The sequence below is a fragment of the Pseudomonas fluorescens group sp. genome (assembly GCF_020093335.1).
GTDB classification, from domain to species: Bacteria; Pseudomonadota; Gammaproteobacteria; order Pseudomonadales; family Pseudomonadaceae; genus Aquipseudomonas; species Aquipseudomonas petroselini.
Map to the genome: position 1 here is coordinate 201,255 of NZ_JAIOKW010000003.1, position 22,816 is coordinate 224,070.

Genomic DNA, 22,816 nt, shown 5'->3' on the forward strand with positions numbered 1-22,816 from the left:
GCGAGCCGGTGGAGTGCCCGCCAGACGCAGCAGGACCGGACGGGGTTGCGCTCCCCTAAGCGCCATTCACGCCCGGCAAGATTATCCCTTTGGGCCAAGCCCTAACTAAAACAGGATTACTCATGTCCTTTGCTTCCCTCGGTCTCTCCGAGGCTTTAGTCCGCGCCATCGAGGCAGCGGGCTATACCGAGCCTACTCCGGTGCAACAGCGGGCCATTCCCGCCGTGTTGCAAGGTCGCGACCTGATGGTTGCGGCTCAGACAGGTACTGGTAAAACCGGCGGTTTCGCCCTCCCGATTCTGGAGCGGTTGTTTCCCAACGGTCACCCGGACAAATCCCAGCGTCACGGCCCGCGCCAACCGCGCGTATTGGTCCTGACCCCAACCCGCGAACTCGCCGCCCAGGTGCACGACAGCTTCAAGCTGTATGCCCGCGACCTGAAGTTCGTCAGTGCCTGCATCTTCGGCGGCGTCGGCATGAACCCACAGGTTCAGGCCATGTCCCGTGGTGTGGACGTGCTGGTGGCGTGCCCCGGTCGTTTGCTCGACCTGTGCGGCCAAGGCAGCGTCGATTTGTCCCACGTGGAAATCCTCGTGCTGGACGAAGCCGACCGCATGCTCGACATGGGCTTTGTCCATGACGTGAAAAAGGTCCTCGCCCGCCTGCCGGCCAAACGTCAGAACCTGCTGTTCTCGGCAACGTTCTCCCAGGACATCACTGCCCTGGCCGGCAAGCTGCTGCACAACCCTGAGCGCATTGAAGTCACGCCACCGAACACCACGGTCGAGCGTATCGAGCAACGCGTCTTCCGCCTGGCCGCCAGCCACAAGCGTGCGCTGCTGGCCCACCTGATCACCGCCGGCGCGTGGGAACAGGTGTTGGTGTTCACCCGTACCAAGCACGGCGCCAACCGTCTGGCCGAGTACCTGGACAAGCACGGCCTCACCGCTGTCGCCATCCACGGCAACAAAAGCCAGAACGCGCGCACCAAAGCCCTGGCCGACTTCAAGGCCGGTTCCGTGCGCATCCTGGTGGCCACCGATATCGCCGCCCGCGGCTTGGATATCGACCAACTGCCACACGTGGTCAACTTCGAGCTGCCAAACGTCGATGAAGACTACGTGCACCGTATCGGCCGTACCGGCCGTGCCGGTCGTTCGGGTGAAGCCATTTCCCTGGTTGCACCGGACGAAGAAAAACTGCTGAAAAGCATCGAGCGCATGACCAAGCAGAAAATCGCCGACGGCGACCTGATGGGCTTCGATGCCAGCGCCGTAGAGGCTGAGAAGCCTGAAGTGCGCGAGCGTCCGGACGTGCGCAACCCACGCAACCCACGCGGTCCGAAGGGTGATGGCCCGAACGGCGGCGGTGGTGGCGGTGGTCGTCGCGACAAGGGCAAGGACAAGGGCGGCAAGGAAAAAGCGCCTACCAACGGCCGTGGCGAACGCCCAGCCCGCGAGCAGAAGCCCCGTGAAGGCACCCCGGCCCGCGAACAGCGCCAGCCGAGCCAGCCGCCACGCGCCGCCGCTGACCGTGCCCCGGACGAGTTCCTCGACGACGACGTGGATAACTTCGGCAACCGCGTTGACTACGTGCCTCAGGCCAAGCCGGCCCAAGGCCGTGGCCGTCGTCCCGGCGCGCCTGCACAAGGTGCGGGCGCAGGCGCTCCACGTGGCGGTCAGCCACAAGGCGCTCGCCAGAACGGCCCACGCAACAGCAGCGGCGGCACCACCGGCACTCCACCGGCCAAGCGCAGCGGCCCGCGTAATGGCGCACCGCGTGACGGCCAAGCCCGTCGCGAAGACTCGCGCAGCAACAACCGCCGCCCAGCCCGTGACGACCAGCCTCGCTTGTCCGAACCGGCCGTGCAGAATCCGCGCGGTGGCCCAGCGCCAAAGATCATCCACAAGGAGTCGAAAGCGGATCGCTTCCCGACACCCGAGCAACTGGATCAGTTGCCAGGCCGTCCTCGTGGTGAAAAGCCAGCATTGCTGACTCGCAACCGCTGAGTTTTTAGCCCCATAAAAAATGCCCCGTATCTTTCGATGCGGGGCATTTTTTTTGGACTCAATAACGATCCGATGTGGAAGGGGCGGTACGACGATTCGACTTGCCCCCGATAGCTGAGTGTCAGCTGACCTACTTTTAACTGACACACCGCTATCGAGGGCAAGCCCTCTCCCACAAGGACCGCATTGCCAAGCCAGACATTACTTCTGCTTGACGCCTTCCAGCGAGATGTCCAGGTCCACGGTCTGCGAGGACGGGCCTGGGCCTTTGATGCCGAAGTCGTTCAGGTTGACGGTGGTCTTGGCGTTGAAGCCAGCACGTTCGCCGCCCCATGGATCCTTGCCTTCACCATTGAAGGTCGCCTTGAAGGTCACAGGCTTGGTCACGCCGTGAAAGGTCAGGTCGCCCGTTACGTCAGCGGTTTTCTCGCCGGTAGATTTAACGGCGGTGGACACGAACTTGGCGTCGGCGAACTTGGCAACGTCCAGGAAGTCTTTGCTGGCGATGTGCTTGTCACGCTCTGCGTGGTTGGACCACAGGCTGGCGGTTTTCACGTCGACCGCGATTTTGCTGGTTTCCGGCTTGGCGGCATCCCAGCTGAAGGTACCATCCCAGTCCTTGAAGGTACCGTGGATGTAGCTGTAGCCCAGGTGGCTGATTTTCCAGTCGATGAAGGCGTGCTGGCCTTCTTTGTCGATCTTGTAGTCAGCCGCCATCACCTGACCTGCAGACAGCAGGGCAGTACCGATGGCCAGAGCAGCGAGAGTCTTTTTCAACATGCTTTCTATTCCTTGTGAGTCGAGGTTGAACATCAGGCTTTGCGCCCCAGCATTCGCGTAAGGGTCACATCACGATCAATAAAGTGGTGTTTCAACGCAGCCACGCCGTGCAAGCCGGCAAAGACCACCAACACCCAAGCGAGGTACAAGTGCACCACGCCCGCAGTGTCTGCCTGGTCCGGTAGACCGGAAACCACGGCAGGAATTTCAAACAGGCCAAACACCGGGATACCGACACCGTCTGCGGTGGAAATCAGGTAACCGGCGATCATCACGGCGAACAGCCCGAGATACAGGAACGCGTGGCCGAACGCCGCACCGATACGGGTCAGGCGGCTGTAGCTGGCCAGCGGTGGTGGTGGCGGGCTTACCAGGCGCCAGACGATACGCACCAGCATGATGGCGAACAGCGTGATGCCAATGCTCTTGTGCAGGTCCGGCGCGTCTTTGCGCCAGGCGCTGTAGTAGTCGAGGCCGACCATCCACAAGCCCAGGGCGAACAAGCTGAACACCACCAGGGCCACGCCCCAATGCAAAACAATGCTGACCCAACCATAGCGGGCCGAAGAATTACGTAGCTGCATGTCCCAAATCCCGTAAGAGCTGCGCCCAAGACTAGCGATTTACCTATCGAATTAAAGCGGAAAATTTCGCTTTGAAATATCGAGAAATACGATCAAGAGCCTATGCACAATAAGTTAACCAAGGATTAAGGACTATTCCTAAGAAACGTGACAGACCGTCCTGTGTTTACCGCGAATTCCCTCACAATAGGTTGTGACACGCGCCACCATTGCATAGGCTTGCGCGATTGTTTTACCTGCGCTCGCCGCAGGACCGCTTCGAGGAGAGAACCGATGGGCTTGAACAACCAGTGGATGCAACGCGACCTCGCGGTGCTGTGGCATCCCTGCACCCAGATGAAAGACCACCAGCAACTGCCGCTGATCCCGATCAAGCGCGGCGAAGGCGTGTGGCTGGAAGACTTCGAAGGCAAGCGCTACCTCGACGCCGTCAGTTCCTGGTGGGTCAACGTGTTTGGCCATGCCAACCCGCGCATCAACCAGCGCATCAAGGACCAGGTCGACCAACTGGAACATGTGATCCTCGCCGGTTTCAGCCATCAACCGGTGATCGAACTGTCCGAGCGCCTGGTGCAAATGACGCCCGAAGGCCTGACCCGCTGCTTCTACGCCGATAACGGCTCGTCGTGCATCGAAGTCGCGCTGAAAATGAGCTTCCACTATTGGCTCAACCGCGGCCTGCCGAACAAAAAGCGTTTCGTCACCCTGACCAACAGCTACCACGGCGAAACCATCGCCGCGATGTCGGTGGGCGACGTGCCGCTGTTTACCGAGACCTACAAGGCGCTGCTGCTGGACACCATCAAGGTGCCAAGCCCGGACTGCTACCTGCGCCCCGAGGGCATGAGCTGGGAAGACCACTCGCGCACGATGTTCCTGGCCATGGAACAGACCCTGGCCGAGAACCACGACACCGTCGCCGCCGTGATCGTCGAACCGCTGATCCAGGGCGCCGGCGGCATGCGCATGTACCACCCGGTTTACCTCAAGCTGCTGCGCGAGGCCTGCGACCGCTACGGCGTGCACCTGATCCACGACGAAATCGCCGTAGGCTTCGGCCGCACCGGCAGCATGTTCGCCTGTGAACAGGCGGGTATCCGCCCGGACTTCCTGTGCCTGTCCAAGGCCCTGACCGGCGGCTACCTGCCACTGGCGGCCGTGGTCACCACCGATGACGTCTACGACGCCTTCTACGACGACTACCCGACCCTGCGCGCCTTCCTGCACTCCCACAGCTACACCGGCAACCCGCTGGCGTGTGCGGCCGCGTTGGCGACCCTGGATATATTCGAAGAAGACAACGTCATCGAAAACAACAAGGCCCTGGCCCAGCGCATGGCCACGGCCACTGCGCACCTGGTGGACCACCCGCATGTGTCGGAAGTGCGCCAGACTGGCATGGTGCTGGCCATCGAGATGGTCCAGGATAAAGCCACCAAGACCGCCTACCCGTGGCAGGAACGTCGTGGCCTGAAGGTATTCGAGCACGCCCTGGAACGTGGTGCGCTGTTGCGGCCACTGGGCAGTGTGGTGTATTTCCTGCCGCCGTATGTGATCACGCCGGAGCAGATCGACTTCCTCGCCGAAGTCGCCAGCGAGGGCATTGATATCGCCACCAACAGCAAGGTCAGTGTGGCGGTGCCGAAGGACTTCCACCCAGGTTTCCGCGATCCGGGCTAATACCAGCCCCTGTAAGAGCTCGCGCTTGAAAAACCTTTTCAGAGAACAGAAATGAGACTGTCCCGCTTTTTTACCGACACCCCGCTGAGCCTCGGCGACCACGAGCTGCCTGAAGCCCAGGCGCATTACATCAGCCGCGTGCTGCGCATGGGCGAAGGCGATGCCGTGCAATTGTTTGACGGCTCCGGCCAGGAGTTCCTGGGCAGCTTGCTCGAAGTCGGTAAAAAGCGCGTCACTGTGCAACTCACCGAAAGCGTTGCGGGCCAGGCCGAATCGCCGCTGCATATCCATCTCGGCCAGGGCCTGTCCCGTGGCGAGCGCATGGATTGGGCGATTCAGAAAGCCACCGAACTGGGCGTCAACGCGATCACGCCGATTTTCAGCGACCGCTGCGAAGTGCGTCTCAAGGATGAACGCGCCGACAAACGCCTGCTGCACTGGCGCCAGGTGGCCATCAGCGCCTGCGAGCAATGCGGGCGTTCGACGGTGCCGCTGATTCACCCACCGCTGTTGCTGGCGGACTGGTTGAAGCAGACCGAGGCAGATTTGAAGCTGGTGCTGCACCCGGTGGCCGAGCCGATGGTCAGCCATGCCAAGCCCTCGAGCCTGGCCTTCTTGATCGGGCCTGAGGGTGGGTTGACCGACGCAGAAGTCCAAGCGGCCCAAGGTGCCGGCTACCACGCCGCCCGCCTCGGCCCGCGCGTCTTGCGTACCGAGACGGCGCCGGTGGTGGCGCTGGCCGTGGCCCAACAACTCTGGGGCGACTTCTAACCCTCTTGATTGGGTGACCAAGCCGTTACATCACTCCACCGGATCACTCACTGGCTTGGCAATAATCGCCTTCAACTCACGGGTCATCGGGAATTCCAGGTTCAAGCCCTTGGGCGGAATCGGTGATTCAAACCAGCGCTGGTAAATCCCGTTGATCTCCCCACTGCGATAAAGGTCGCCAAGAGTCTCGTTGACCACTGCGAGAAATTGCGAGTCGTCCTTGCGCACCATGCAGCTGTAGATTTCCCGCGACTGCTCCTCCCCCACCACCACCCAATTGTGCGGGTCCTTGGCCTTGGCGCGCTCGCCGTAAAGCAACGCGTCATCCATGTAGAATGCCGCCGCGCGGCCGGTCTCGAGCATCTTGAATGCTTCGCCATGGTCCTTGGCGCTGATCACGAACATATTGGCCTTGTGCTCGGCGTTGTAGCTTTTGAGGAAACGCTCATTGGTGGTACCGGCGGTGGTCACTACGTTCTTGCCCGCAAGATCGGCAAAGCCTTGGATGCCACTGTCCTTGGCCGTCAGCAATTGCCCCTTCACGTAGATAAACCCGTAGGAAAACGCCACCTGCTTCTGCCGCTCGGCCGTCACGCCTGTAGAACCGCATTCCAGGTCGACAGTGCCGTTCTGCACCAGCGGAATACGCGTTTGGGACGTCACCAGGGTGTACTTCACATTGAGCGTGGCCACCCCGGTTTTCTGCCGAATGCGCTCAACGATCTTATCGGCCAGCTCCACCGAATAGCCCATGGGTTTGCCGCTGTTATCCCCGACGTAGGAAAACGGCACCGACGCATCGCGATAGCCCAACGTGATGGACTGGGCGTTAGCGATCTTGCCCAGCGTGCCGTCCAACGGCGCTGGGTTCGCATGGGCTTGAGCGCCCAGCAAAAGCCCCAGGGTGCAGCCGGCCAACAGGATTTTTTTCATTGTTATTCTCCGTGGGTCTTTCGGTTATTTTCGTACCGCAATCACGCTGATTTCCACCAGCACACTCGGCCGCGCCAGTTCCGCTTGCAGGGCCGTGCGCGTCGGCGCCATGCCCGGTGACAGCCAGGCGGACCACACCTCGTTCATCGGTGCAAAACCGCTGCCGATATCTTTCAAATAGATCGTTGCGTTGAGCAGATGATCCTTATCGCTGCCCGCCTGGGCCAGCAGTGCATCGATCCTGGTCAGGACCTCCCGGGTTTGTGTCGCCACGTCCTGGCCATCACCGGGCACCTGGCCCGAGAGGAACACCAGGTCCTTGAAGGTCACTGCGCCCGAGAGGCGCTCATTGCTGCTGATTCGGGTGATGGTCATCAATACATCCTCATGCGGCGCGGGGCGCAAGGCCCTGCATATCAATGGAAGGCGCGTGTTGCCCGATCAACTCAGCGAGCAACTGGCCACTGCCGCACGCCAGGGTAAAGCCGAGTGCACCGTGGCCCAGGTTCAGCCATAGGTTGCGATAGACACTGGCACCAATCAGCGGCACGCCCGTCGGGGTGGCCGGGCGCATACCCGCCCACTCCACCGCATGGGCGTAATCGCCCGCCAAAGGAAATGTCTCCAGCGCCTGGCGCTTCATCAGCGCCAGGCGCTTGGGTTCAAGGCTGGCGTCGAAGCCGACGATATCCACCATGGCCGCCACCCGCAGTTGTTCGCCGATGCGCGCATAGACGATCTTGCGGTCGTAGTCGGTGATGCTCACGTTCGGCGCCTGGTGCTGGGTGCCAATCGGCACACTGAGGCTGTAACCCTTGAGCGGGTACAGCGGCAGCGGCACACCCAACTCCGCGCTGCGATACCCGGCCGCCAGTACCAGATGCTCGACCGGCATCACCTCTGCGCCCAGTTCGATAGCCTGCACCACACCGTCAGCGTGGCGAATGCCGGTGACCTTGCGCCCCAGCAAAAAGCGGCAGCGGCCGGACGCTTCAAGCCGCGCCGCCAAGCGCTGGCAGAAGGCATGACAATCCGCCACCTCCTCATTCGGCGTGTAGATCCCGCCGACAAAACCACCGCCCGCCAGCGCCGGCTCCAGGCGTGCGCAATCGGCGGCCGACAGCACCTGCTGCTGAAGAATATCGGTGACCTTGCTGCGGGCATGCGCAAAGGAACTGGCGTTGCGGAAGGTGACCAGTTTGCCGTTGCGCCGCCAGTCGAAGCCGTCCAGGTGATCATCCTCGCGCCATTGCTGCAAAGTGTCCTGGCTCAGGGAGGCAAGTCGCAGCAGGTGGGCGGTATTACGTGTGTTTACCGAGCTACGGCAGGCGCCGAGGAACGCGGTCATCCAGCGCCATTGCTGAGGGTCGAGGCGGGGGCGCAGCTTCAACGGCGAGTCACCGCGCAACAGCCAACCGATGGCCTGAAGCGGCACGCCGGCATCGGCCAGCGGCGCCACATAGCGATAGGACAATTGCCCGCCATTGGCAAAACTGGTTTCACTGCCCAGGGTCTCGCACGCATCGATCACCGTCACCTCGTGGCCCGCACGCACCAGCGCATACGCGCTGGCCAGACCAATCACCCCACCCCCAATGATGTGCACCATTCCCGCCGCCCGCCGTTGAATCAAGAGGCCTCAAGCCTAGGGGCAGGTGACAGGCCGCCGACAATGAATAAAGATGGGTCACCTATAAACAAAGGTTATGGACTTGCCATGCGCTTGCGTCATATCGAAATTTTCCAGGCCATTCGCCAGACCGGCTCCGTCAGCGCCGCCGCACAACTGCTGCATGTGTCGCAACCGGCGGTGACCAAGGTGTTGCAGCACGCCGAATTGCAGCTGGGCTTCCCTCTGTTTCTGCGCGTACGCGGCAAGTTGCAGCCCACGCCGGAAGCCCTGGCGCTGGAAAGCGAAGTGGAGAAAGTCACCGAAAGCCTGCAAGGCGTACGCCGCCTGGCCAAGAGCCTGCGCCGTGCACCGGGCCACAGTGTGCGCATCGGCGCGATCCCGGCGCTGGCCCTGTCGCTGCTGCCGCCAGCTATTCTTGAGTGGAAGCGCGATTACCCGGATATGGCCTGTGAGTTGTCCAGCGACCACAGCCGCGAGCTGGTACAGAAGCTGCTGATGCGTGAGATTGACCTGGCGCTGACGCTCAACTTCTCTGGTCATCCAGGGCTGACCACGCAAGTGCTGGCCAACGGCGTGTTGGTGGCATTGGCGTCCAAAGGCTATTGGTCTGATGCGGAGCTGAGCAGCCCACTGCCCCTGGCTGATCTGGCGGGTACGCCGCTGATAGGTCTTTCCAGCGCCGACCCGCTGGCGGCTAAACTCGACAGTTACCTGGAACACGTCGACCCGCCGCCAAGGGTGACGATCTCGGTGCAAACCTACTCGCTGGCCCGTGCGATGGTGGAATCCGGCGCCGGCCTGACGGTGATCGACCCCTTCACCGCCCTGGGTGCTTCGACCGCCACCACCTGCATCCGCACGCTCACCCCGCCGCTGCCGATCACGCTGTACGCCCTGACCCGCGCCGATGAACCGCCGCCGCATATGCTGGCTAATCTGCTGGAGATCTTCGGCCACCGTGCCCGGGCGTTATTGGAGCGGCTCTAACAGAATACCGATGATCTAATGTGGCCCGCTCCCACAGGGCTACAGCACGTAATGCATGATCGCCACAAAGTGCAGCAGGCTCCCGCCAATCACAAACAAATGCCAGATCCCATGGGAATGCCGCAGGCGGTCCTCCAGGGCAAAAAAGATGATGCCGACGGTGTACAACACCCCACCCGATGCGAGCCATACAAACCCCGCCATGCCCAGTGCGGCGATCAGCGGCTTGACCGCCACCAGCACGATCCAACCCATCACCGCGTAGATCACGATCGACAGGATGCGCGCCTCGGAGCGCGGCTTGATCTCCTGCAGGATGCCGATCACCGCCAGCCCCCACACAATCCCGAACAACGTCCAGCCCCATGGCCCGCGTAACGTCACCAGGCAAAACGGCGTGTAACTGCCGGCGATCAACAGGTAGATCGAAAAGTGATCGACCTTCTGCATGATCTCTTTTCGCCGCCCCTGTACGCTGTGGTAAACCGTCGACGCGCTGTACAGCACCATCAGCGTAAAGCCATAAATCGCCACGCTGACGATCTTCCAGGGGCTGCCATCCAGGCTCGCCACCACCAACATCCACACGGCGCCAATACACGCCGCGACTGCACCGAGCAAATGGCTCCAGGCGTTGAACCGTTCCCCGTGATACATCTGTCACTGACCTCCTGTAACCGTTAAACACTGGCTGGCAAGCGTCCAGCCTTGCGCATAAGAGTGCAAGCAGGATATGACGTTCCGAGGACGCCAGACGGTTTTGCGGGCACAATCGACCGCATTCGAACAAGAGCCCAGGCCATGCTGATCGACGAAGAATTCACCCTCAAGAAACTGGAAATCTTCCTGGCGTTCATGCGCACCGGCAACCTGGCCCGCGCCGCCGCCGAGCTGCAGACCAGCAACGTCAGTGTGCACCGCGCCATCCACTCCCTGGAAAACGCCCTGCGCTGCCCGCTGTTCAAGCACGAGGGGCGCAACCTCACGCCGCTGGAAAGCGCTTACGTATTGGAAGAGCGCGCGCAGAAACTGGTGGCCGACGTGGTCGACAGCGTACGCCTCACCCGTGAAGCCGCCGGGTTCTCCGCCGAGCGCTTCAAACTGGGCTCACTGTATTCGCTGACCGTGAAGACCGTGCCGCAACTGATCATGGGCCTTAAGATCCGCCGCAGCGAACTCAATATCGACCTGATCTTGGGCTCCAACTTCGACCTGCTCTACAAGCTCAAGAACATGGAAGTGGACGCGATCCTCATCTCCCTGGACGAACACGCCAACGACCCCGATTGCGAGCAGATCGCGCTGTTTTCCGACGACATCTTTCTCGCCACTCCGGCCGACTCGCCCTTCGACCGCGAACACGAAATCGACCTCGCCGACGTGCGCGACGCGACCTTCATCACCCTCACCCAAGGCTTCGCCACGCACCAGGATGGCAATCGCGTGTTCAAGCAAGCGGGGTTCGAGCCGAAGGTGGCGATGCAGGTGAATGACATCTTTACGCTGCTGAGCATGGTCAGCTCGGGGGTGGGTTATGCGCTGTTGCCGGGGAGGATTGCGGCGGTGTATGAGAACCGGGTGAAGTTGATACCGCTGCAACCCAGGTATCGGTTGCAGCAGCATATTGGGGTGGTGTTTTTGAAGGCCAAAGAAAGGGATCCAAACCTGCTGGCGTTGCTGGCAGAGTGTCGGATGTATGCCAACCGCCAGGTGCCGGCCTGACACACCGCTATCGGGGGCAAGCCCCCTCCCACACTGGGTACGATTCCAAGCCTACATTTGAAATGCCATCAAATGTGGGAGGGGGCTTGCCCCCGATGGCGCCACGCGAGGCACCGCGAAAGCTAACCGACCAGACCACGCACAATGAAATAGAGCAGCGAAGGCCCAAGCAGGCAGCCCAGCCCGGTGTGGAACGTCGCCGTCAGCGCACCATACGGCACCAACCGCCGATCCGTCGCCGCCAGCCCCGCCGTCACCCCACTCACCGTACCGGCCAAGCCACCAAACACCATCGCCGAACGCGGGTTATCCAACCCCATCCAACGCGCCGCGACCGGCGTGCCGACCATCACCAGAATCGCCTTGATCAACCCGGTGGCAATCGACAGCGCCATCACATCCGAGGTCGCGCCAATGGCCGCACCGGTCACCGGGCCGACGATGTAAGTCACGGCACCCGCGCCGATGGTGGTCATGCTGACGGCATCGCGATAACCGAACACCCAGGCCATGCTCGCGCCGACGATAAACGGCAAGATCGTGCCCAACAGCAGCGCGATCACGCCAATCATTCCGGCCTTGCGGGCTTCGGTGGCTTGCACTTCAAACGCCGTGGCGACGATGGCAAAGTCGCGCAGCATCGCGCCGCCCATCAGGCCGATGCCGGAGAACAGCGCCAGGTCAGCCAGGCCTTTCTGGCCGCCCGTAACGGTGCCGCCGACCCAGGCCAGGACCAGACCGATGACGATGGCAATCGCCGAGCCATGAATGCGCCCAAACGTCAGGCGCTTGGACAGCACCACGGAAATCCACATGACCACGCCAACGAAGGCAAACGCGGTGATCAGACCGTTATGTTCCAAGCCTTTTTCAATGAGATCCCACATATCAGCGACCTCCCACTGGCGCGATCAGCGGCTCTTCATCGGGTAACGGCTCACCCTTGTGAGTGCGGCTGATCAGGGCGATGGTGCAACCACAGACCACCACCGAACCAATCGCGGCGAGCACCGCCACCGGGCCGCCGTGCAGGGCCGTCACGACGTTTTGTTGCGCGGCCATTGCCACGACCACGGGGATGTACATGGCGCCCCAGAAGCCAACGCCCATTTCGCAATCCTTGGTCATGCCGCCGCGTTTTTGCATCCACAAGCGGGCGCAGATCAGCAGGATCATCGCGATCCCCACCCCGCCCACGTTGGATTTGACGCCCAGCAACACACCGAGCATGTCGCCCATGATCACACCCGCAAGCGTGCAGATCGCCAGCAGTGCCACACCGTAAATAATCATTGTTGTTGTCCTCAAAGTGCTCGATCGAAATTGTTGTTTTTGTGCTTCGAAAGCCTTGGGTGGTGCTTTATCGGTGGCGGCGTTCCTCCTCTTGCAGCAGGGCCTGCAAGGTATCCAGGCGTGCGCCTTCGCAGGCGATCACCGTGCCCTGTTCAAACACCCGGCGTGACAGGCCAGTGAGCACCGCGCCCGGAGGCAGTTCGATTTGCAGGCGTACACCGCGCTCATAGGCGCTTTGCACGGTGCCGCGCCAGTCGACGACGCGGCACATGTTGAAGGCCAGGTCGTCGCGCAATTGCTCGGGGTGATGGATCGGCCGCGCGCGGGTGCTGCTCAGGTAGGTGATGCGCGGCGCCTTGAGCGGCACGAAGGCGCGCGCCAGGGCCTGGGCAGGCGCTTCCAGCAACGCGCAATGCGACGGCACGCTGACGGCCAGGCGCTTGGCGATGCCGTTGCCTTTGATGCGGTCGGCGACACGCTGCATGGCCGCGTTGGTGCCGGCGATGACGGTCTGGTTGTCGGCATTGATATTGGCCAGGTACACCGGGGTTTCAGCACTGTGTATGTCGGCCAGCACGCTTTCGACGGTGGATAACTCAGGGCCAATCAGAGCGGTCATGCCGTAGCCCTGTGGATAAGCGTTTTGCATCAGCTCACCGCGCAGGCTGACGAGTTTGATGGCATCGTTGAAGTCCAAAGCGCCGGCGACCACCGCCGCCGGGTAGGCACCGATGGACAGGCCCGCGACGTAATCCGGGGCGTGTTGCAGCAGGCGGGCGTGGGCCACGCCGACGATCAACAGGCAGAGTTGTACCGCGCGGGTATTCGCCAGAGCCTCAGCCGAATCCAATGCACGAACATCTTCACCCAAAGCATCGCTGGCCTGCTCCAACACCTCGGCCGGCAGCGCCTGGAGCATGCCCGGCCGTTGGGCCCCCTGCCCCGGGAACACCAGAAGGCTGCTCATGCCACGGCCTGCCAAGGATCAAGCACCAAGTGCGCGCCGCTGGCGGTTTTAAGCAGCACGCGGCGTGATCCACTCGCCCATTCGCGCAAGGCAACGGCGCCAAATGGAGTCTGCAGTTGCAGGTCCACGGCGCATGCCGCCGTCTCCAGGATCGCCAGCAGGTCGTGTGCATCACCTCGAGCCAAAGGCTCGGGTGTGCGCAGAATCAAATCCAGGTCGCTCTGAGCATGCAGCGCTTCGATCCCGCTGGCCAATTCGAAACCCGCGCTGCCCGTGACGCCCCAGGTCTCCTGCGTCAGCACCCGCCGCAGGGCTGCGAGCGCTCGCAACGCCGGCAAATCCCGTGGCGAGATCACACCGCGCAACGCTTCGGGTATCACGCGCCGCTGCACCGCTGCCATGGGCATCTCGGCGGCGAAACGCTGCTCCCGCAGGCGCCCGCGCACGCCGACCGCCACGTAGCCCGGTGCGGCGATGGCGCGACGCACCACCACCGGGTGTCCGGCGCTGATCGCTTCCACCGCCCAGGCCGGAGCCTCGGCAGGCAGATGCGCCGGGGTCATGCCCCAGAGCAAATCGTGGGCGTTCACCATTGCTCCCGCAGCAACTGGCGTACGTGGCTGGAGGCTGCGCGATGGGTTGCACCGAGGCGCCCGCTCAAGTCGGTGCTGCCGATATCCTTGATTGCATGCACCAGGCAATCGCTGACCCGCGCCACGTCGTCCGCCGTGGGCTGTTCGATCTGGCTGACCGACAAGGTCTCCCAGAGCAAACCGAGGCTGGCATAACTGTCGATGTCATAGGCCATGGGCGGCACGCTGGCGGCCAGGGCTTCCAGTTCTTCAACACTGCGCAACGTTACACGCGCGGCCGAAGCCTTGCCCATGGCGTGCACCATCACGCCGGGGTCGCGCAGGGCGATCAGGCGGTTGGCCTGGTAGCCGTGGGCGAGGAAGGCGCCGGACATGGCCTTGCCCACCAACAGCGCAATCACCGGGTGCCCGGCGAGTCGAGCGCGGGCGTAGCTGTCGGCGGCGGCGGCCAGGGCCTGGTGGATGCCGAGGGCTTCTTCGCGACGGCCATAGGCTTGGCTGGGCACGTCGACGATGGCGATGATCGGGCGTTTGTCGCCTCGGGCGATGGCTTCATCCACCGCTTTGGCCAAGCCCCAGCCTTCGAGCAAGCCGACTTCGCCATTACGCGCACGCGGGAAGCGGTTTTGCACGTCAGTGACCACGGCAATAAAGCGCACGGCGTGCTCGCCCAACAGGCCGTCGGCCACTTTCAGGGAGTTCGGCAACCCCTCGACAGACGTCACACCCGCGCTCAGCGCGTCGAACCACTGCAAACCTCTCATGAGCGTTCTCCTTGATACAGCTCGCGCACCGTCGCCGGGTCGATCTGCGCCGTGGCATCCAGTTCGGCCAGGCGCGCCAGGTAGTACGCGGGCTGGCGGCTGCGTTGTTGGGTGGGCAGGCCTTGTTGCAGCAATGCGCTGACGGTCTGTTGAATTTCGGCCACATCGTCCGCCACATAACGGTCGGCCAGGCCACTGTTGAAACGTTGCTCACCGCCCGTAAGGCTCCAGATGAAAGGCCGGTCGCGGGAGTCGTACTCCTCCAGGCCGGCCTCCTGTTCGATGACTTGCGGGCCATTCAGGCCCAGGCGGGCTTCGCGCGTGACCACCAGGTAACTGCACAACCCGGCGGCGATGGACATGCCGCCAAAACAACCGACGCTGCCGGCCACCACGCCGATCACCGGCTGGTACTGGCGCAGGTCGACAATCGCCGCGTGGATATCCGCGATGGCGGCCAGGCCGAGGTTGGCTTCCTGCAGGCGCACGCCACCGGTTTCCAGCAGCAACACCGCGCGAGTCGGGATGCCTTTGCGGTTATCGTCGGCTGCCAGTTCCAAGGCGCCGGCGATTTTCGCGCCGCCCACTTCGCCAAGGCTGCCGCCCTGGAAGTTGCCTTCGATGGCGGCAATGACCACAGGTTTTCCGTCGATGCTGCCCTTGGCAATCACCACGCCGTCATCGGCCTGCGGCACCACGCCTTGGCGGCTGAGCCACGGTGACATGACGCGCTGGAACGGGTCGATCAATTCGCGGTAAGAGCCCGCGTCCAGCAAGGCCTTGGCGCGCTGCCGAGCGCCCAGTTCAACGAAGCTGTGTTTGGCGAGTAAGTCAGTCATGGCCGATCTCCTCGAAACCCTGCTCCAGGCGCAAGCGCACCACGCCGGGGGTGGCGCCGAAGTCGTGGATATCAATGTTCAAGGCCGGTGGGGTTTGCTCTTGGAAGATGCGTTCGAACAGGTGCTGCCAGCGCTGTTCGGCGCCATTCACCGAAGTCTGTACCTGAATGGTCAGGGTGCCAGGCGTGCCCGGTTCCAGCAGCACTTCCAGGTCGCCCGAGCCGACGCAACCCACCAACGCACGGCCTTTTGGCGGCTGCCCGGCGGGGAATTCAAAGGATAAGGTTTCCATCACAACGCTCCGTCGAGGCGGTCGATAAACAGGCAGGCGGCCAACAGGTCGGCGGCGCCGCCCGGGGAGGCATTCAGGGCCAGCAGTTGGAGGTCCAGCGCGTGCAACTGGCGGCGACCGGCCAGGGTTGCGCTGCCGCCGGCATCCAGCACGGCCTGGGCGCCGTGTTGCATGGCTTGAAGGCCTTCGGTGCCGGCGCGGTAGAGCACGCAGGTGTCTGCCAGGTCCGTCATGATCGCGAGCAAGGCGTCCAGGCGGGCGTTCTGTTCGCCAGCGTTTTGCTGGCGGCTTCTGTGCAGTTGCGGCAAGCCGCGTTGCACCACCGACGGGAAGCCCAGTTGCGCTTCTTCACGGGCGCCGCGTGCGCCATAACGTTGGGCGACCTGGGCACCGTGGCTCATGGGCTGCGGGGCGTAGCGGTCGTTGAGCAAGGCCAGTTTGGCTGCCGTCAGCGTGACGGCGCGTGGTTCCAACGCGGCAGCCGCCGTCAACAAGCCAAGGGCCCAGATCGCGCCGCGATGGGTGTTCACGCCGTGGGTGGTGATGAGCATCGCTTGCTCACCTTCTCGGCCAATACGCCCGAGCGCTTCACGCAGGGGCAAGCCGACTTCACCGTGTTCAATCGCGGCCTCGGCCATTTCCTTGAACATCGGCCACAGCGACAACGCCGAGGCGTGCATCAGGCCCAGGTGCAAATCGCTGTGGGCGCCGTTGCCACGCCGGTCCACTAGGGCGGGTTTGGGCGACAGGTCCGCTTCATCGATCAGCGCATCGACGGCCCTATCCGCCAGGCGATCCGCGAGGCTGAGTTCATGCAGTTTGAGGGCGCGCATTTACCAGCTCCTGAATTTGGCGGGCGGGTTGTACAGGCCACCGGACCATTCCACCAGGTCGGCCACGCTCTTGGCGGCCAACAGCTCGCGGGTGGCGTCGGTGCGGCGGATGCCCAAGTCTTCGGGCAAGGCGATCAGGCCTTCGCGGCGCATGCGCGCGGTGTCTTTAGGGTTGTGGCGCATGCCGATCGCCGTGACGCCTGCGACAGCGGCGATCATCGCCTGGCGCTCTTCGAGGGAGCGTGCCTTGTACAGGTAGGCGATGCCCTCTTCGGTGAGCAAGTGGGTGACGTCATCGCCGTAGATCATGATCGGTGCCAGCGGCATGCCGCTTTTGCGCGCGACTTCGACGGCGTCGAGGGTGTCGACAAAGGTGGGCTTGCCGCCTTCCTGGAAGGTCTCGACCATTTGCACCACGAGCTTTTTACCGCGTTCCAACAAGGCTTCAGGCGCATCGTCGTGGCGCATATCCAGCCAGGCCGGCGTGCCGTGACGACGACCGCGTGGGTCATGCCCCATGTTCGGTGCGCCGCCAAAACCGGCGAGTCGGCCACGGGTCACGGTGGAGGAATGGCCGTCGCCGTCGACCTGCAGGGTGGCACCGATAAACAGGTCCACCGCGTATTGACCGGCGAGCTGGCAGAACATCCGGTTGGAGCGCATCGAGCCGTCGCGACCGGTGAAGAACACATCCGGCCTCGCGGCGATGTAGTTCTCCATGCCCAGTTCGGTGCCGAAGCAGTGCACGCTTTGCACCCAGCCGCTTTCAATCGCGGGGATCAACGTGGGGTGCGGGTTGAGGGTCCAATTGCGGCAAATTTTGCCCTTGAGACCGAGGGATTCGCCGTAGGTGGGCAGGATCAGCTCGATGGCGGCGGTGTTGAAGCCGATGCCGTGGTTGAGCGACTGCACATTGTGTTTTTCGTAGATGCCACGGATCGCCATCATCGCCATCAACACATGCACCGGCTTGATGTGGCGTGGGTCGCGGGTGAACAACGGCTCAATGTAGAAAGGCTTGTCAGCCACCACCACGAAATCCACCCAACTGGCGGGGATGTCGACACGGGGCAAATCGGTGACGTCGTCCACCAACTGGTTGACCTGCACGATCACGATGCCATCGCTGAAAGCGGCAGGCTCGATCAGCGCCGGCGTGTCTTCGGTGCTGGCGCCGGTGTAGATATTGCCGGCGCGGTCGGCCATGAAACCGGCGGAGAGCACCACGTTGGGGATCAGGTCCACCACCAGCCGCGCATAGAGTTCGATGTAGGTGTGGATCGCGCCGATTTCCAGCAGGCCGTCTTCGAGCAACTGGCTGATGCGCAGGGATTGGGTGCCGGCGAAGGAGAAGTCCAGCTTGCGCGCGATGCCTTTTTCAAACAGGTCCAGGTGCTCGGAACGGCCAACACTGGGCATGATCATGTGCAAATCGTGGAGCTTGGCCGGGTCGGCTTTGGCCAAGGAGCGCGAGAGGAAGTCGGCTTGCTTCTGGTTGTTGCCTTCCAGCACGACGCGGTCGCCGGGGAGGATCAGGGCTTCGAGCGCCTCGACAATCCTGTCACTGGGCAACACCGCCCCGTCTGCGTATTTCTTGACCAGCCCGAGCCGCCGCTGCTTCTCGTCGCGCCGCCGCGTCCAGCGCGAGTCGGGGGTAATTGTTGTTGTCATGGTCGCTCCACGAGGTTTGCTGTCGTGGGACTACCTTAGGGATGACCAACCGGGCGATCAATCACGCTGGTTGAGCAACAGTTACGGTGAGAGTAACGATGCTTACTTTCTTAAACTTCAACGGGAACCCGGCAGCCTCAAATATTCACCCATCTAACGACATGCGAAGAAAGTAGTTATTACTGCACAATCACCTTGCGAGATGTCTTTATGACCCAAACTGCTCGATTGATGGAAACCCGCCCCCCCGAATCGCCTCCGCCTCCCTCACAGCCCGTTACCCCTTCTGCGGCACAGACTATTACCCAACAGCAGCCTGCCCTCGCTTCACCCACGTCAACCTATTTACCCAACGGCTATCACTTGCCCACATCACCGGGCATAACGCCGGTCACGGTGGATCGTCCCAATCTAGCAATACGCCACAATATCAGCGACGAGGAACTTCTCATCCGTCAACATGAAAGTCTGAGTGCCCAGATTCAACGCCTACACAGCCAGCAACCCAGCCTCAAAGCCTTTGTGCAGACGCAACTTGAGCAAGCCTTTCCAGACGTCAGGCCGCTCAATGCCGAAACGACGCAGCACGCCATCACCAAGGACATCGCCACCCAATACCCCAAGAGCCTGCAGGCGTTCTGGACCACGCCCCGTCCGAAGGAGAGAGAACCGCGCACTCTGGAGGCGCCGCAAAACCAGCTACTGACCCTGCACAAGCAACAACTGTCGGTCCTGGCGGCGCTGCGCGTGAGCGACGGCACATTGACCCCGGCCAGCAAACAGCTGATTGATGCCGCGCTGCAACACCCCACGCTGGCCGAACGCGAGCGCGCCTTCGCCAACGGTGCCCGACCTGGGGTTTACCCGATCACCGTCGATGACGGCACCGAACGGGGTGCGCTGCTGGCCGGCGCTTTTCTCATCACCAAGACCGATAATTCCTGGGCCACAGAACCCACATGGCCGAACGGCCGCGCGCTCCCGCTCAACGATGCCAATGGCCCCGTGGTGTTGTATACACCCGGTGAAGGTTTCGAGGAGTTCACCACTCCCGCCCAGGCACGCCAGGCATTGGCCGATCACCTTGAACAAGGGGGTGCCACTGCCGACCGGCTGTTGCAACAGATGCCACTGGCCATGCAAAACCGTGACGCTCCCCCCACCGGGGATGACCTGATGCTCAGCGCTGAACCGCTGACCGGGGATGTCCTGGCCGAAGGGATACCCTGGATGCTCAAGCGTCAGCAAGAGGAAATCCAGGCAAAAGCTGCCCAGGCATTCACGCAATCCGGTGGCAACCCGCTGACAGAGCCGACTGCGTTGGAGGCTCTCGAGGAATCCGCCGACTGGTCGTACTTGCTCGACGGTAGCAATGCGCTGTCAGCACGCGACGCCAAGCTGGCCGATAAGCTGCAACCCCAGTGGCTGAAAAAACTGAGCCCGAAACAAATAGCACTGTTCGACCACCTGGAGCATGCCGAAAAACAAAGCACGCGCACGCTGGCATCCCTGCTGGAAAAGATCCCTGACCTGGCATCCTTCGCCCGGGACAGGATCACGGCGGCCATCCAAAGGCTATCTCCGCCTGGGCGGTTGGATGCAGACCAGTTAAAGGTAACGGTTACAACGAAGACCCGGATTCATCTCAGTCGACCCAGCAGCAATGAAACGCCGTTTATCAAAACCCACAACGTGTCGCTGACAGATCTGGCGCTGAAAAACCCCACCGAGTTCCCAACCGCTGAAAGCAGTCACTTCACCGAAACTACCTTTACGTTGCCGCTCACCGATTCCCAAGGCAAACCTATCCTGGACGTTAGCGGCAAGCAGGTCATCTGGACCACCGAGCAGCTTAAGACGCTGGTCAATACCGCAGATGTCGGTGGCGAATACACCAAGCTGCTCCAGGAAACGCTGGCCACGGATACCGAGTCAGGGCCCGCGAGCGAGATTCGCAAAGCATGGAAAGCCAACCTGAGCGATAGCCTGGAAAAGGATGCGCTTCTGGCAGAACTCAACCCGGATGTTTACAAGGCAAAAGCAACGCTCGACACCACCACCCAGCGAGGCGCGCAATGGGTTGCCGCCGTGCTGGGCAATCCCGACCCGGCCGACCGGCCTCAGGTCGATGGAAAAACCATCACCGCCAATGCCCTTATCCAGCGCGGGATACCGGTACAGGGGGTGATGGTGATTGGCAATCAGACGGATGACGCGCTGGTCCTGTACACACCGGGTGCGCCCGACGGCATGTCGTTTCGTGAAGTAGCAGACCAGGATTCGCTGAATACCTTGCTGGAGAAAAACGAATGGCGGGTCTACACCGCAAGCAGGAAATCACCCGTCAATAAAGATGACGTGGCCAAAGCCTATGATGCGCTCAAGCAGCAAGCAACCGGCCAGCTGACGAACCCCTTCAAGGCCATTGATTTGCTCGTCAAGGTGCTCAAGCTGACGGGCGCCGGCACGACACTCCAGCCCATAGAAGGTAACGTTCAGGATGAGCTGTACAAACAGCACGCGCAGTTGCTCATCGACAAAGCGGACCACCAATCTGTGAGCAGCGCGGAAGTCGCGGCTCAATCGACAATCAACAAAGTCCTGTTCGGCGTTGAAGTGGGCTTTGCACTGCTTGATCTGTTGCCCGTGGTTGGCAAAGGCCTTTCGGCGGGAGCCCGATTGGCAAAGACTGGCCTGAGGGCCCTGCGTGCCAACGGAAAAACGCTGCCGCGGCTGATCAAGGGTCCCGGCCTGGGGCCTGCGGTGTATGCCGATGGTACCGGGGCGCCGACACGTCTCTCGAGTGTTCGCACAGCGCCTTTACGCCCAGCATCCAGCCACACGCCGCCACCCAGACCGCTACGCCCTTCCGTGATTGACACGCCAGCCCCAAAGCGGGACCTGAGCGCTTTCAGCGTTCCGGACGACGTCATCAAAGGCGTCCCGATGAAGGCGAATGGCACCTATCAGGTTGGCGAAAATTGCTACGTGCGTTATACCGACGCGACTGAGGTCAGCAAGGTGTACCTGATCGATTCAAGCTTTCATGCACGGTCCGGAAGGGTTTCCATCCTGGACCCCAATGAGCCTGCGACGAGATCAACGTTCTTTCGACGAAGGGAGAACCTGGTGCGTGCCACCAACGGTGAATGGCGAGCGAGCAGATTGCCAGCAGGCACCCCAATAAAACGCCCGCTGGAGCCCGCTGTTTCGACTTCAGGACACACGCCAAACGGTCAACCACTCACTAAACGCCCCCGAGTGCCAGAGGCCTTCCCCGGTGAAAAAGCGCAGCTGGAACCGCCTGTCAAAGGCAAAACCGTTTTCTACAAATATGTAGCGAAAGATCGCCATGCCACGTTCAACGCCGACCGCGCTTTCAGCCCTTCAGATACCAATTTGAAGGGTGACCCCCTTCCCCGAGGAAAAGGCCGGCACTACTTTACGGACCTGGCGCCAGGCGATATGCCCAGCAAACAGCTGTCCGAGACCATCTTCGGGCGGCGTAAATTCGGCAATTGGCAGGATAAAATGACGTATCACTACGAAGTGAATACATCGGGACTGAACCTCATCCAAAGCCCTGACAACCCTCATATCTTTTACCTGGAAACACCGTTTTCCATACCAACGACCTATCGAAGCGGACCGAACGCTGATTTGACCCAGCGCATTATTTCGCATGGGAGAACACCTTTGACAACCTGACCCCGCTTTGCAGGCAGACGCATGGCGGCGGCCAATGAGTCCCAAAAAGGGAACGATAGGTTAATGCCAGTCAGTTAAGACGTAGAAAGGGTAAAAAATAACCTGTGGCGAGGGAGCTTGCTCCCTCGCCACAGGTACAGTGTTTGCCCTTAACTGACTGGCATTAATCGATAGGTCCCTTTTTTTGGAACGATAAAGTTTTATGCCGCCATGGACGGGGAAATTTGTTCCAGTGCTTGATCCACCAACAGTTGCCCCAACGCTGCCATTTGCTGAATCCCAAGCATGATGGCGCGCTGGGTAGTGTCCAGGTCGAAGGCTAGATTGCAGGTGAGTGCGTTGAGGGAGGACAGGGTTTCGCTGGCGTTGACCAGCAAGGTTTCGGTGTCTTGGTGAGGGTTTACGGTGAAGAGGGGCGGATTGGGGGTAGGTTTGATCATGATTTACAGCTCCGATATGGGATGGAGACTGCCATCTGCCGCTTGCACGCGAACTAAGGTGGCAGCTGTGCGCAGGTGTGCAAGACCGGGCATATCGGACCCCGGCAGACCCCGAGGGATCTCCCACGCACAGCCGCCATAACAAATACAGCAGGCATAAAAACGCCCGTTGAATGGCTATGGGCGCCGGTGCGCCGACATGTAACCGGACTTGCACGTCCGTGTCACCGTTTTTTGCGATGACGGGACGAAGACTAGGCGCGCTGGCTGCACGCGACAAGTTCATGCACGGCCCAAAATCTTGCAGGAAAAATCCG

22 protein-coding genes are annotated in these 22,816 nt (G+C 61.7%); 6 read left to right on the forward strand and 16 right to left on the reverse strand.

The window, feature by feature from the left end:
- Positions 1–122: 122 nt before the first annotated feature.
- Positions 123–2,009, forward strand: coding sequence for a DEAD/DEAH box helicase (locus K7431_RS05510; RefSeq protein ID WP_015886311.1), 1,887 nt, complete (start codon positions 123–125; stop codon positions 2,007–2,009).
- Positions 2,010–2,210: 201 nt separating this feature from the next.
- Here the strand turns inward: K7431_RS05510 and K7431_RS05515 are convergent, their stop codons facing one another.
- Together K7431_RS05515 and K7431_RS05520 are read right to left on the reverse strand one after the other, a co-directional pair.
- A complete protein-coding gene (locus tag K7431_RS05515) occupies positions 2,211–2,789 on the reverse strand; it encodes a YceI family protein (protein ID WP_015886312.1) in 579 nt (192 codons plus the stop codon).
- Between the two features lie 32 nt (positions 2,790–2,821).
- A complete protein-coding gene (locus tag K7431_RS05520) occupies positions 2,822–3,373 on the reverse strand; it encodes a cytochrome b (protein WP_015886313.1) in 552 nt (183 codons plus the stop codon).
- Between the two features lie 273 nt (positions 3,374–3,646).
- Here K7431_RS05520 and K7431_RS05525 point away from each other — a divergent pair, with 273 nt between their 5' ends.
- Both K7431_RS05525 and K7431_RS05530 read left to right on the forward strand, forming a co-directional pair.
- Positions 3,647–5,053, forward strand: a complete 1,407-nt coding sequence (locus K7431_RS05525) for an adenosylmethionine--8-amino-7-oxononanoate transaminase (RefSeq protein ID WP_015886314.1) — start codon at positions 3,647–3,649, stop codon at positions 5,051–5,053.
- A gap of 51 nt (positions 5,054–5,104) precedes the next feature.
- Positions 5,105–5,824 (forward strand): 16S rRNA (uracil(1498)-N(3))-methyltransferase, encoded by a 720-nt coding sequence (locus K7431_RS05530; protein ID WP_015886315.1) that lies wholly within the window; start codon positions 5,105–5,107, stop codon positions 5,822–5,824.
- Between the two features lie 30 nt (positions 5,825–5,854).
- On the opposite strand, the gene K7431_RS05535 is transcribed toward K7431_RS05530, so the two are convergent.
- From K7431_RS05535 to K7431_RS05545, 3 genes are read right to left on the reverse strand one after another with little or no spacing between them, the layout of a single operon-like run.
- Positions 5,855–6,757, reverse strand: a complete 903-nt coding sequence (locus K7431_RS05535; protein WP_015886316.1) for a transporter substrate-binding domain-containing protein — start codon at positions 6,755–6,757, stop codon at positions 5,855–5,857.
- 24 nt (positions 6,758–6,781) lie between these two features.
- Positions 6,782–7,132, reverse strand: a complete 351-nt coding sequence (locus K7431_RS05540; RefSeq protein WP_015886317.1) for a RidA family protein — start codon at positions 7,130–7,132, stop codon at positions 6,782–6,784.
- 10 nt (positions 7,133–7,142) lie between these two features.
- Positions 7,143–8,366, reverse strand: a complete 1,224-nt coding sequence (locus K7431_RS05545) for a D-amino acid dehydrogenase (RefSeq protein ID WP_015886318.1) — start codon at positions 8,364–8,366, stop codon at positions 7,143–7,145.
- Between the two features lie 108 nt (positions 8,367–8,474).
- On the opposite strand from K7431_RS05545, the gene K7431_RS05550 reads away from it, so the two are divergent.
- A complete protein-coding gene (locus tag K7431_RS05550) occupies positions 8,475–9,377 on the forward strand; it encodes a LysR family transcriptional regulator (protein ID WP_015886319.1) in 903 nt (300 codons plus the stop codon).
- Between the two features lie 39 nt (positions 9,378–9,416).
- Here the strand turns inward: K7431_RS05550 and trhA are convergent, their stop codons facing one another.
- Positions 9,417–10,034, reverse strand: coding sequence for a PAQR family membrane homeostasis protein TrhA (gene trhA / locus K7431_RS05555; protein WP_015886320.1), 618 nt, complete (start codon positions 10,032–10,034; stop codon positions 9,417–9,419).
- Positions 10,035–10,178: 144 nt separating this feature from the next.
- Here trhA and K7431_RS05560 point away from each other — a divergent pair, with 144 nt between their 5' ends.
- A complete protein-coding gene (locus K7431_RS05560) occupies positions 10,179–11,099 on the forward strand; it encodes a LysR family transcriptional regulator (protein ID WP_015886321.1) in 921 nt (306 codons plus the stop codon).
- A 122-nt stretch (positions 11,100–11,221) separates the two neighbouring features.
- Here K7431_RS05560 and madM read toward each other — a convergent pair whose 3' ends face one another.
- The 9 genes from madM to mdcA form a co-directional block, all read right to left on the reverse strand.
- Positions 11,222–11,986 carry a malonate transporter subunit MadM gene (gene madM / locus K7431_RS05565; protein ID WP_015886322.1) on the reverse strand — a complete coding sequence of 255 codons (765 nt, stop codon included), beginning with the start codon at positions 11,984–11,986 and terminating at the stop codon, positions 11,222–11,224.
- 1 nt (position 11,987) lies between these two features.
- Positions 11,988–12,392: a malonate transporter subunit MadL gene (gene madL / locus K7431_RS05570; RefSeq protein ID WP_015886323.1), complete on the reverse strand. Its 405-nt coding sequence runs from the start codon at positions 12,390–12,392 to the stop codon at positions 11,988–11,990.
- A 67-nt stretch (positions 12,393–12,459) separates the two neighbouring features.
- Positions 12,460–13,359: a malonate decarboxylase subunit epsilon gene (gene mdcH, locus K7431_RS05575; RefSeq protein ID WP_015886324.1), complete on the reverse strand. Its 900-nt coding sequence runs from the start codon at positions 13,357–13,359 to the stop codon at positions 12,460–12,462.
- Positions 13,356–13,952: a malonate decarboxylase holo-ACP synthase gene (locus K7431_RS05580; RefSeq protein ID WP_043206034.1), complete on the reverse strand. Its 597-nt coding sequence runs from the start codon at positions 13,950–13,952 to the stop codon at positions 13,356–13,358. The genes mdcH and K7431_RS05580 overlap by 4 nt, the downstream gene beginning before the upstream one ends.
- On the reverse strand, positions 13,946–14,716 hold the full coding sequence (gene mdcE / locus K7431_RS05585) for a biotin-independent malonate decarboxylase subunit gamma (protein ID WP_015886326.1): 771 nt from the start codon (positions 14,714–14,716) through the stop codon (positions 13,946–13,948). The genes K7431_RS05580 and mdcE overlap by 7 nt, the downstream gene beginning before the upstream one ends.
- On the reverse strand, positions 14,713–15,555 hold the full coding sequence (locus K7431_RS05590; RefSeq protein ID WP_015886327.1) for a biotin-independent malonate decarboxylase subunit beta: 843 nt from the start codon (positions 15,553–15,555) through the stop codon (positions 14,713–14,715). Before K7431_RS05590 ends, mdcE begins: the two co-directional genes overlap by 4 nt.
- Positions 15,548–15,847 (reverse strand): malonate decarboxylase subunit delta, encoded by a 300-nt coding sequence (locus tag K7431_RS05595; RefSeq protein ID WP_015886328.1) that lies wholly within the window; start codon positions 15,845–15,847, stop codon positions 15,548–15,550. Before K7431_RS05595 ends, K7431_RS05590 begins: the two co-directional genes overlap by 8 nt.
- On the reverse strand, positions 15,847–16,680 hold the full coding sequence (locus K7431_RS05600) for a triphosphoribosyl-dephospho-CoA synthase (RefSeq protein WP_015886329.1): 834 nt from the start codon (positions 16,678–16,680) through the stop codon (positions 15,847–15,849). Before K7431_RS05600 ends, K7431_RS05595 begins: the two co-directional genes overlap by 1 nt.
- On the reverse strand, positions 16,681–18,351 hold the full coding sequence (gene mdcA, locus K7431_RS05605; RefSeq protein ID WP_015886330.1) for a malonate decarboxylase subunit alpha: 1,671 nt from the start codon (positions 18,349–18,351) through the stop codon (positions 16,681–16,683).
- 210 nt (positions 18,352–18,561) lie between these two features.
- Between mdcA and K7431_RS05610 the strand changes: the two genes are divergently transcribed.
- Positions 18,562–22,059: a dermonecrotic toxin domain-containing protein gene (locus K7431_RS05610; RefSeq protein WP_043206035.1), complete on the forward strand. Its 3,498-nt coding sequence runs from the start codon at positions 18,562–18,564 to the stop codon at positions 22,057–22,059.
- Between the two features lie 200 nt (positions 22,060–22,259).
- On the opposite strand, the gene K7431_RS05615 is transcribed toward K7431_RS05610, so the two are convergent.
- The gene (locus K7431_RS05615) at positions 22,260–22,499 is read right to left on the reverse strand and encodes a DUF6124 family protein (RefSeq protein WP_043206036.1); all 240 of its coding nucleotides are present in this window, start codon (positions 22,497–22,499) and stop codon (positions 22,260–22,262) included.
- Positions 22,500–22,816: the final 317 nt, after the last annotated feature.

What these genes read in the sequence shown, in the direction of transcription:
- K7431_RS05510 (WP_015886311.1), top strand. Translation starts at nt 123, where the DNA reads ATGTCCTTTGCTTCCCTCGGTCTCTCCGAGGCTTTAGTCCGCGCCATC.
- K7431_RS05515 (WP_015886312.1), bottom strand. Translation starts at nt 2,789, where the DNA reads ATGTTGAAAAAGACTCTCGCTGCTCTGGCCATCGGTACTGCCCTGCTG.
- K7431_RS05520 (WP_015886313.1), bottom strand. Translation starts at nt 3,373, where the DNA reads ATGCAGCTACGTAATTCTTCGGCCCGCTATGGTTGGGTCAGCATTGTT.
- K7431_RS05525 (WP_015886314.1), top strand. Translation starts at nt 3,647, where the DNA reads ATGGGCTTGAACAACCAGTGGATGCAACGCGACCTCGCGGTGCTGTGG.
- K7431_RS05530 (WP_015886315.1), top strand. Translation starts at nt 5,105, where the DNA reads ATGAGACTGTCCCGCTTTTTTACCGACACCCCGCTGAGCCTCGGCGAC.
- K7431_RS05535 (WP_015886316.1), bottom strand. Translation starts at nt 6,757, where the DNA reads ATGAAAAAAATCCTGTTGGCCGGCTGCACCCTGGGGCTTTTGCTGGGC.
- K7431_RS05540 (WP_015886317.1), bottom strand. Translation starts at nt 7,132, where the DNA reads ATGACCATCACCCGAATCAGCAGCAATGAGCGCCTCTCGGGCGCAGTG.
- K7431_RS05545 (WP_015886318.1), bottom strand. Translation starts at nt 8,366, where the DNA reads ATGGTGCACATCATTGGGGGTGGGGTGATTGGTCTGGCCAGCGCGTAT.
- K7431_RS05550 (WP_015886319.1), top strand. Translation starts at nt 8,475, where the DNA reads ATGCGCTTGCGTCATATCGAAATTTTCCAGGCCATTCGCCAGACCGGC.
- trhA (WP_015886320.1), bottom strand. Translation starts at nt 10,034, where the DNA reads ATGTATCACGGGGAACGGTTCAACGCCTGGAGCCATTTGCTCGGTGCA.
- K7431_RS05560 (WP_015886321.1), top strand. Translation starts at nt 10,179, where the DNA reads ATGCTGATCGACGAAGAATTCACCCTCAAGAAACTGGAAATCTTCCTG.
- madM (WP_015886322.1), bottom strand. Translation starts at nt 11,986, where the DNA reads ATGTGGGATCTCATTGAAAAAGGCTTGGAACATAACGGTCTGATCACC.
- madL (WP_015886323.1), bottom strand. Translation starts at nt 12,392, where the DNA reads ATGATTATTTACGGTGTGGCACTGCTGGCGATCTGCACGCTTGCGGGT.
- mdcH (WP_015886324.1), bottom strand. Translation starts at nt 13,359, where the DNA reads ATGAGCAGCCTTCTGGTGTTCCCGGGGCAGGGGGCCCAACGGCCGGGC.
- K7431_RS05580 (WP_043206034.1), bottom strand. Translation starts at nt 13,952, where the DNA reads ATGGTGAACGCCCACGATTTGCTCTGGGGCATGACCCCGGCGCATCTG.
- mdcE (WP_015886326.1), bottom strand. Translation starts at nt 14,716, where the DNA reads ATGAGAGGTTTGCAGTGGTTCGACGCGCTGAGCGCGGGTGTGACGTCT.
- K7431_RS05590 (WP_015886327.1), bottom strand. Translation starts at nt 15,555, where the DNA reads ATGACTGACTTACTCGCCAAACACAGCTTCGTTGAACTGGGCGCTCGG.
- K7431_RS05595 (WP_015886328.1), bottom strand. Translation starts at nt 15,847, where the DNA reads ATGGAAACCTTATCCTTTGAATTCCCCGCCGGGCAGCCGCCAAAAGGC.
- K7431_RS05600 (WP_015886329.1), bottom strand. Translation starts at nt 16,680, where the DNA reads ATGCGCGCCCTCAAACTGCATGAACTCAGCCTCGCGGATCGCCTGGCG.
- mdcA (WP_015886330.1), bottom strand. Translation starts at nt 18,351, where the DNA reads ATGACAACAACAATTACCCCCGACTCGCGCTGGACGCGGCGGCGCGAC.
- K7431_RS05610 (WP_043206035.1), top strand. Translation starts at nt 18,562, where the DNA reads ATGACCCAAACTGCTCGATTGATGGAAACCCGCCCCCCCGAATCGCCT.
- K7431_RS05615 (WP_043206036.1), bottom strand. Translation starts at nt 22,499, where the DNA reads ATGATCAAACCTACCCCCAATCCGCCCCTCTTCACCGTAAACCCTCAC.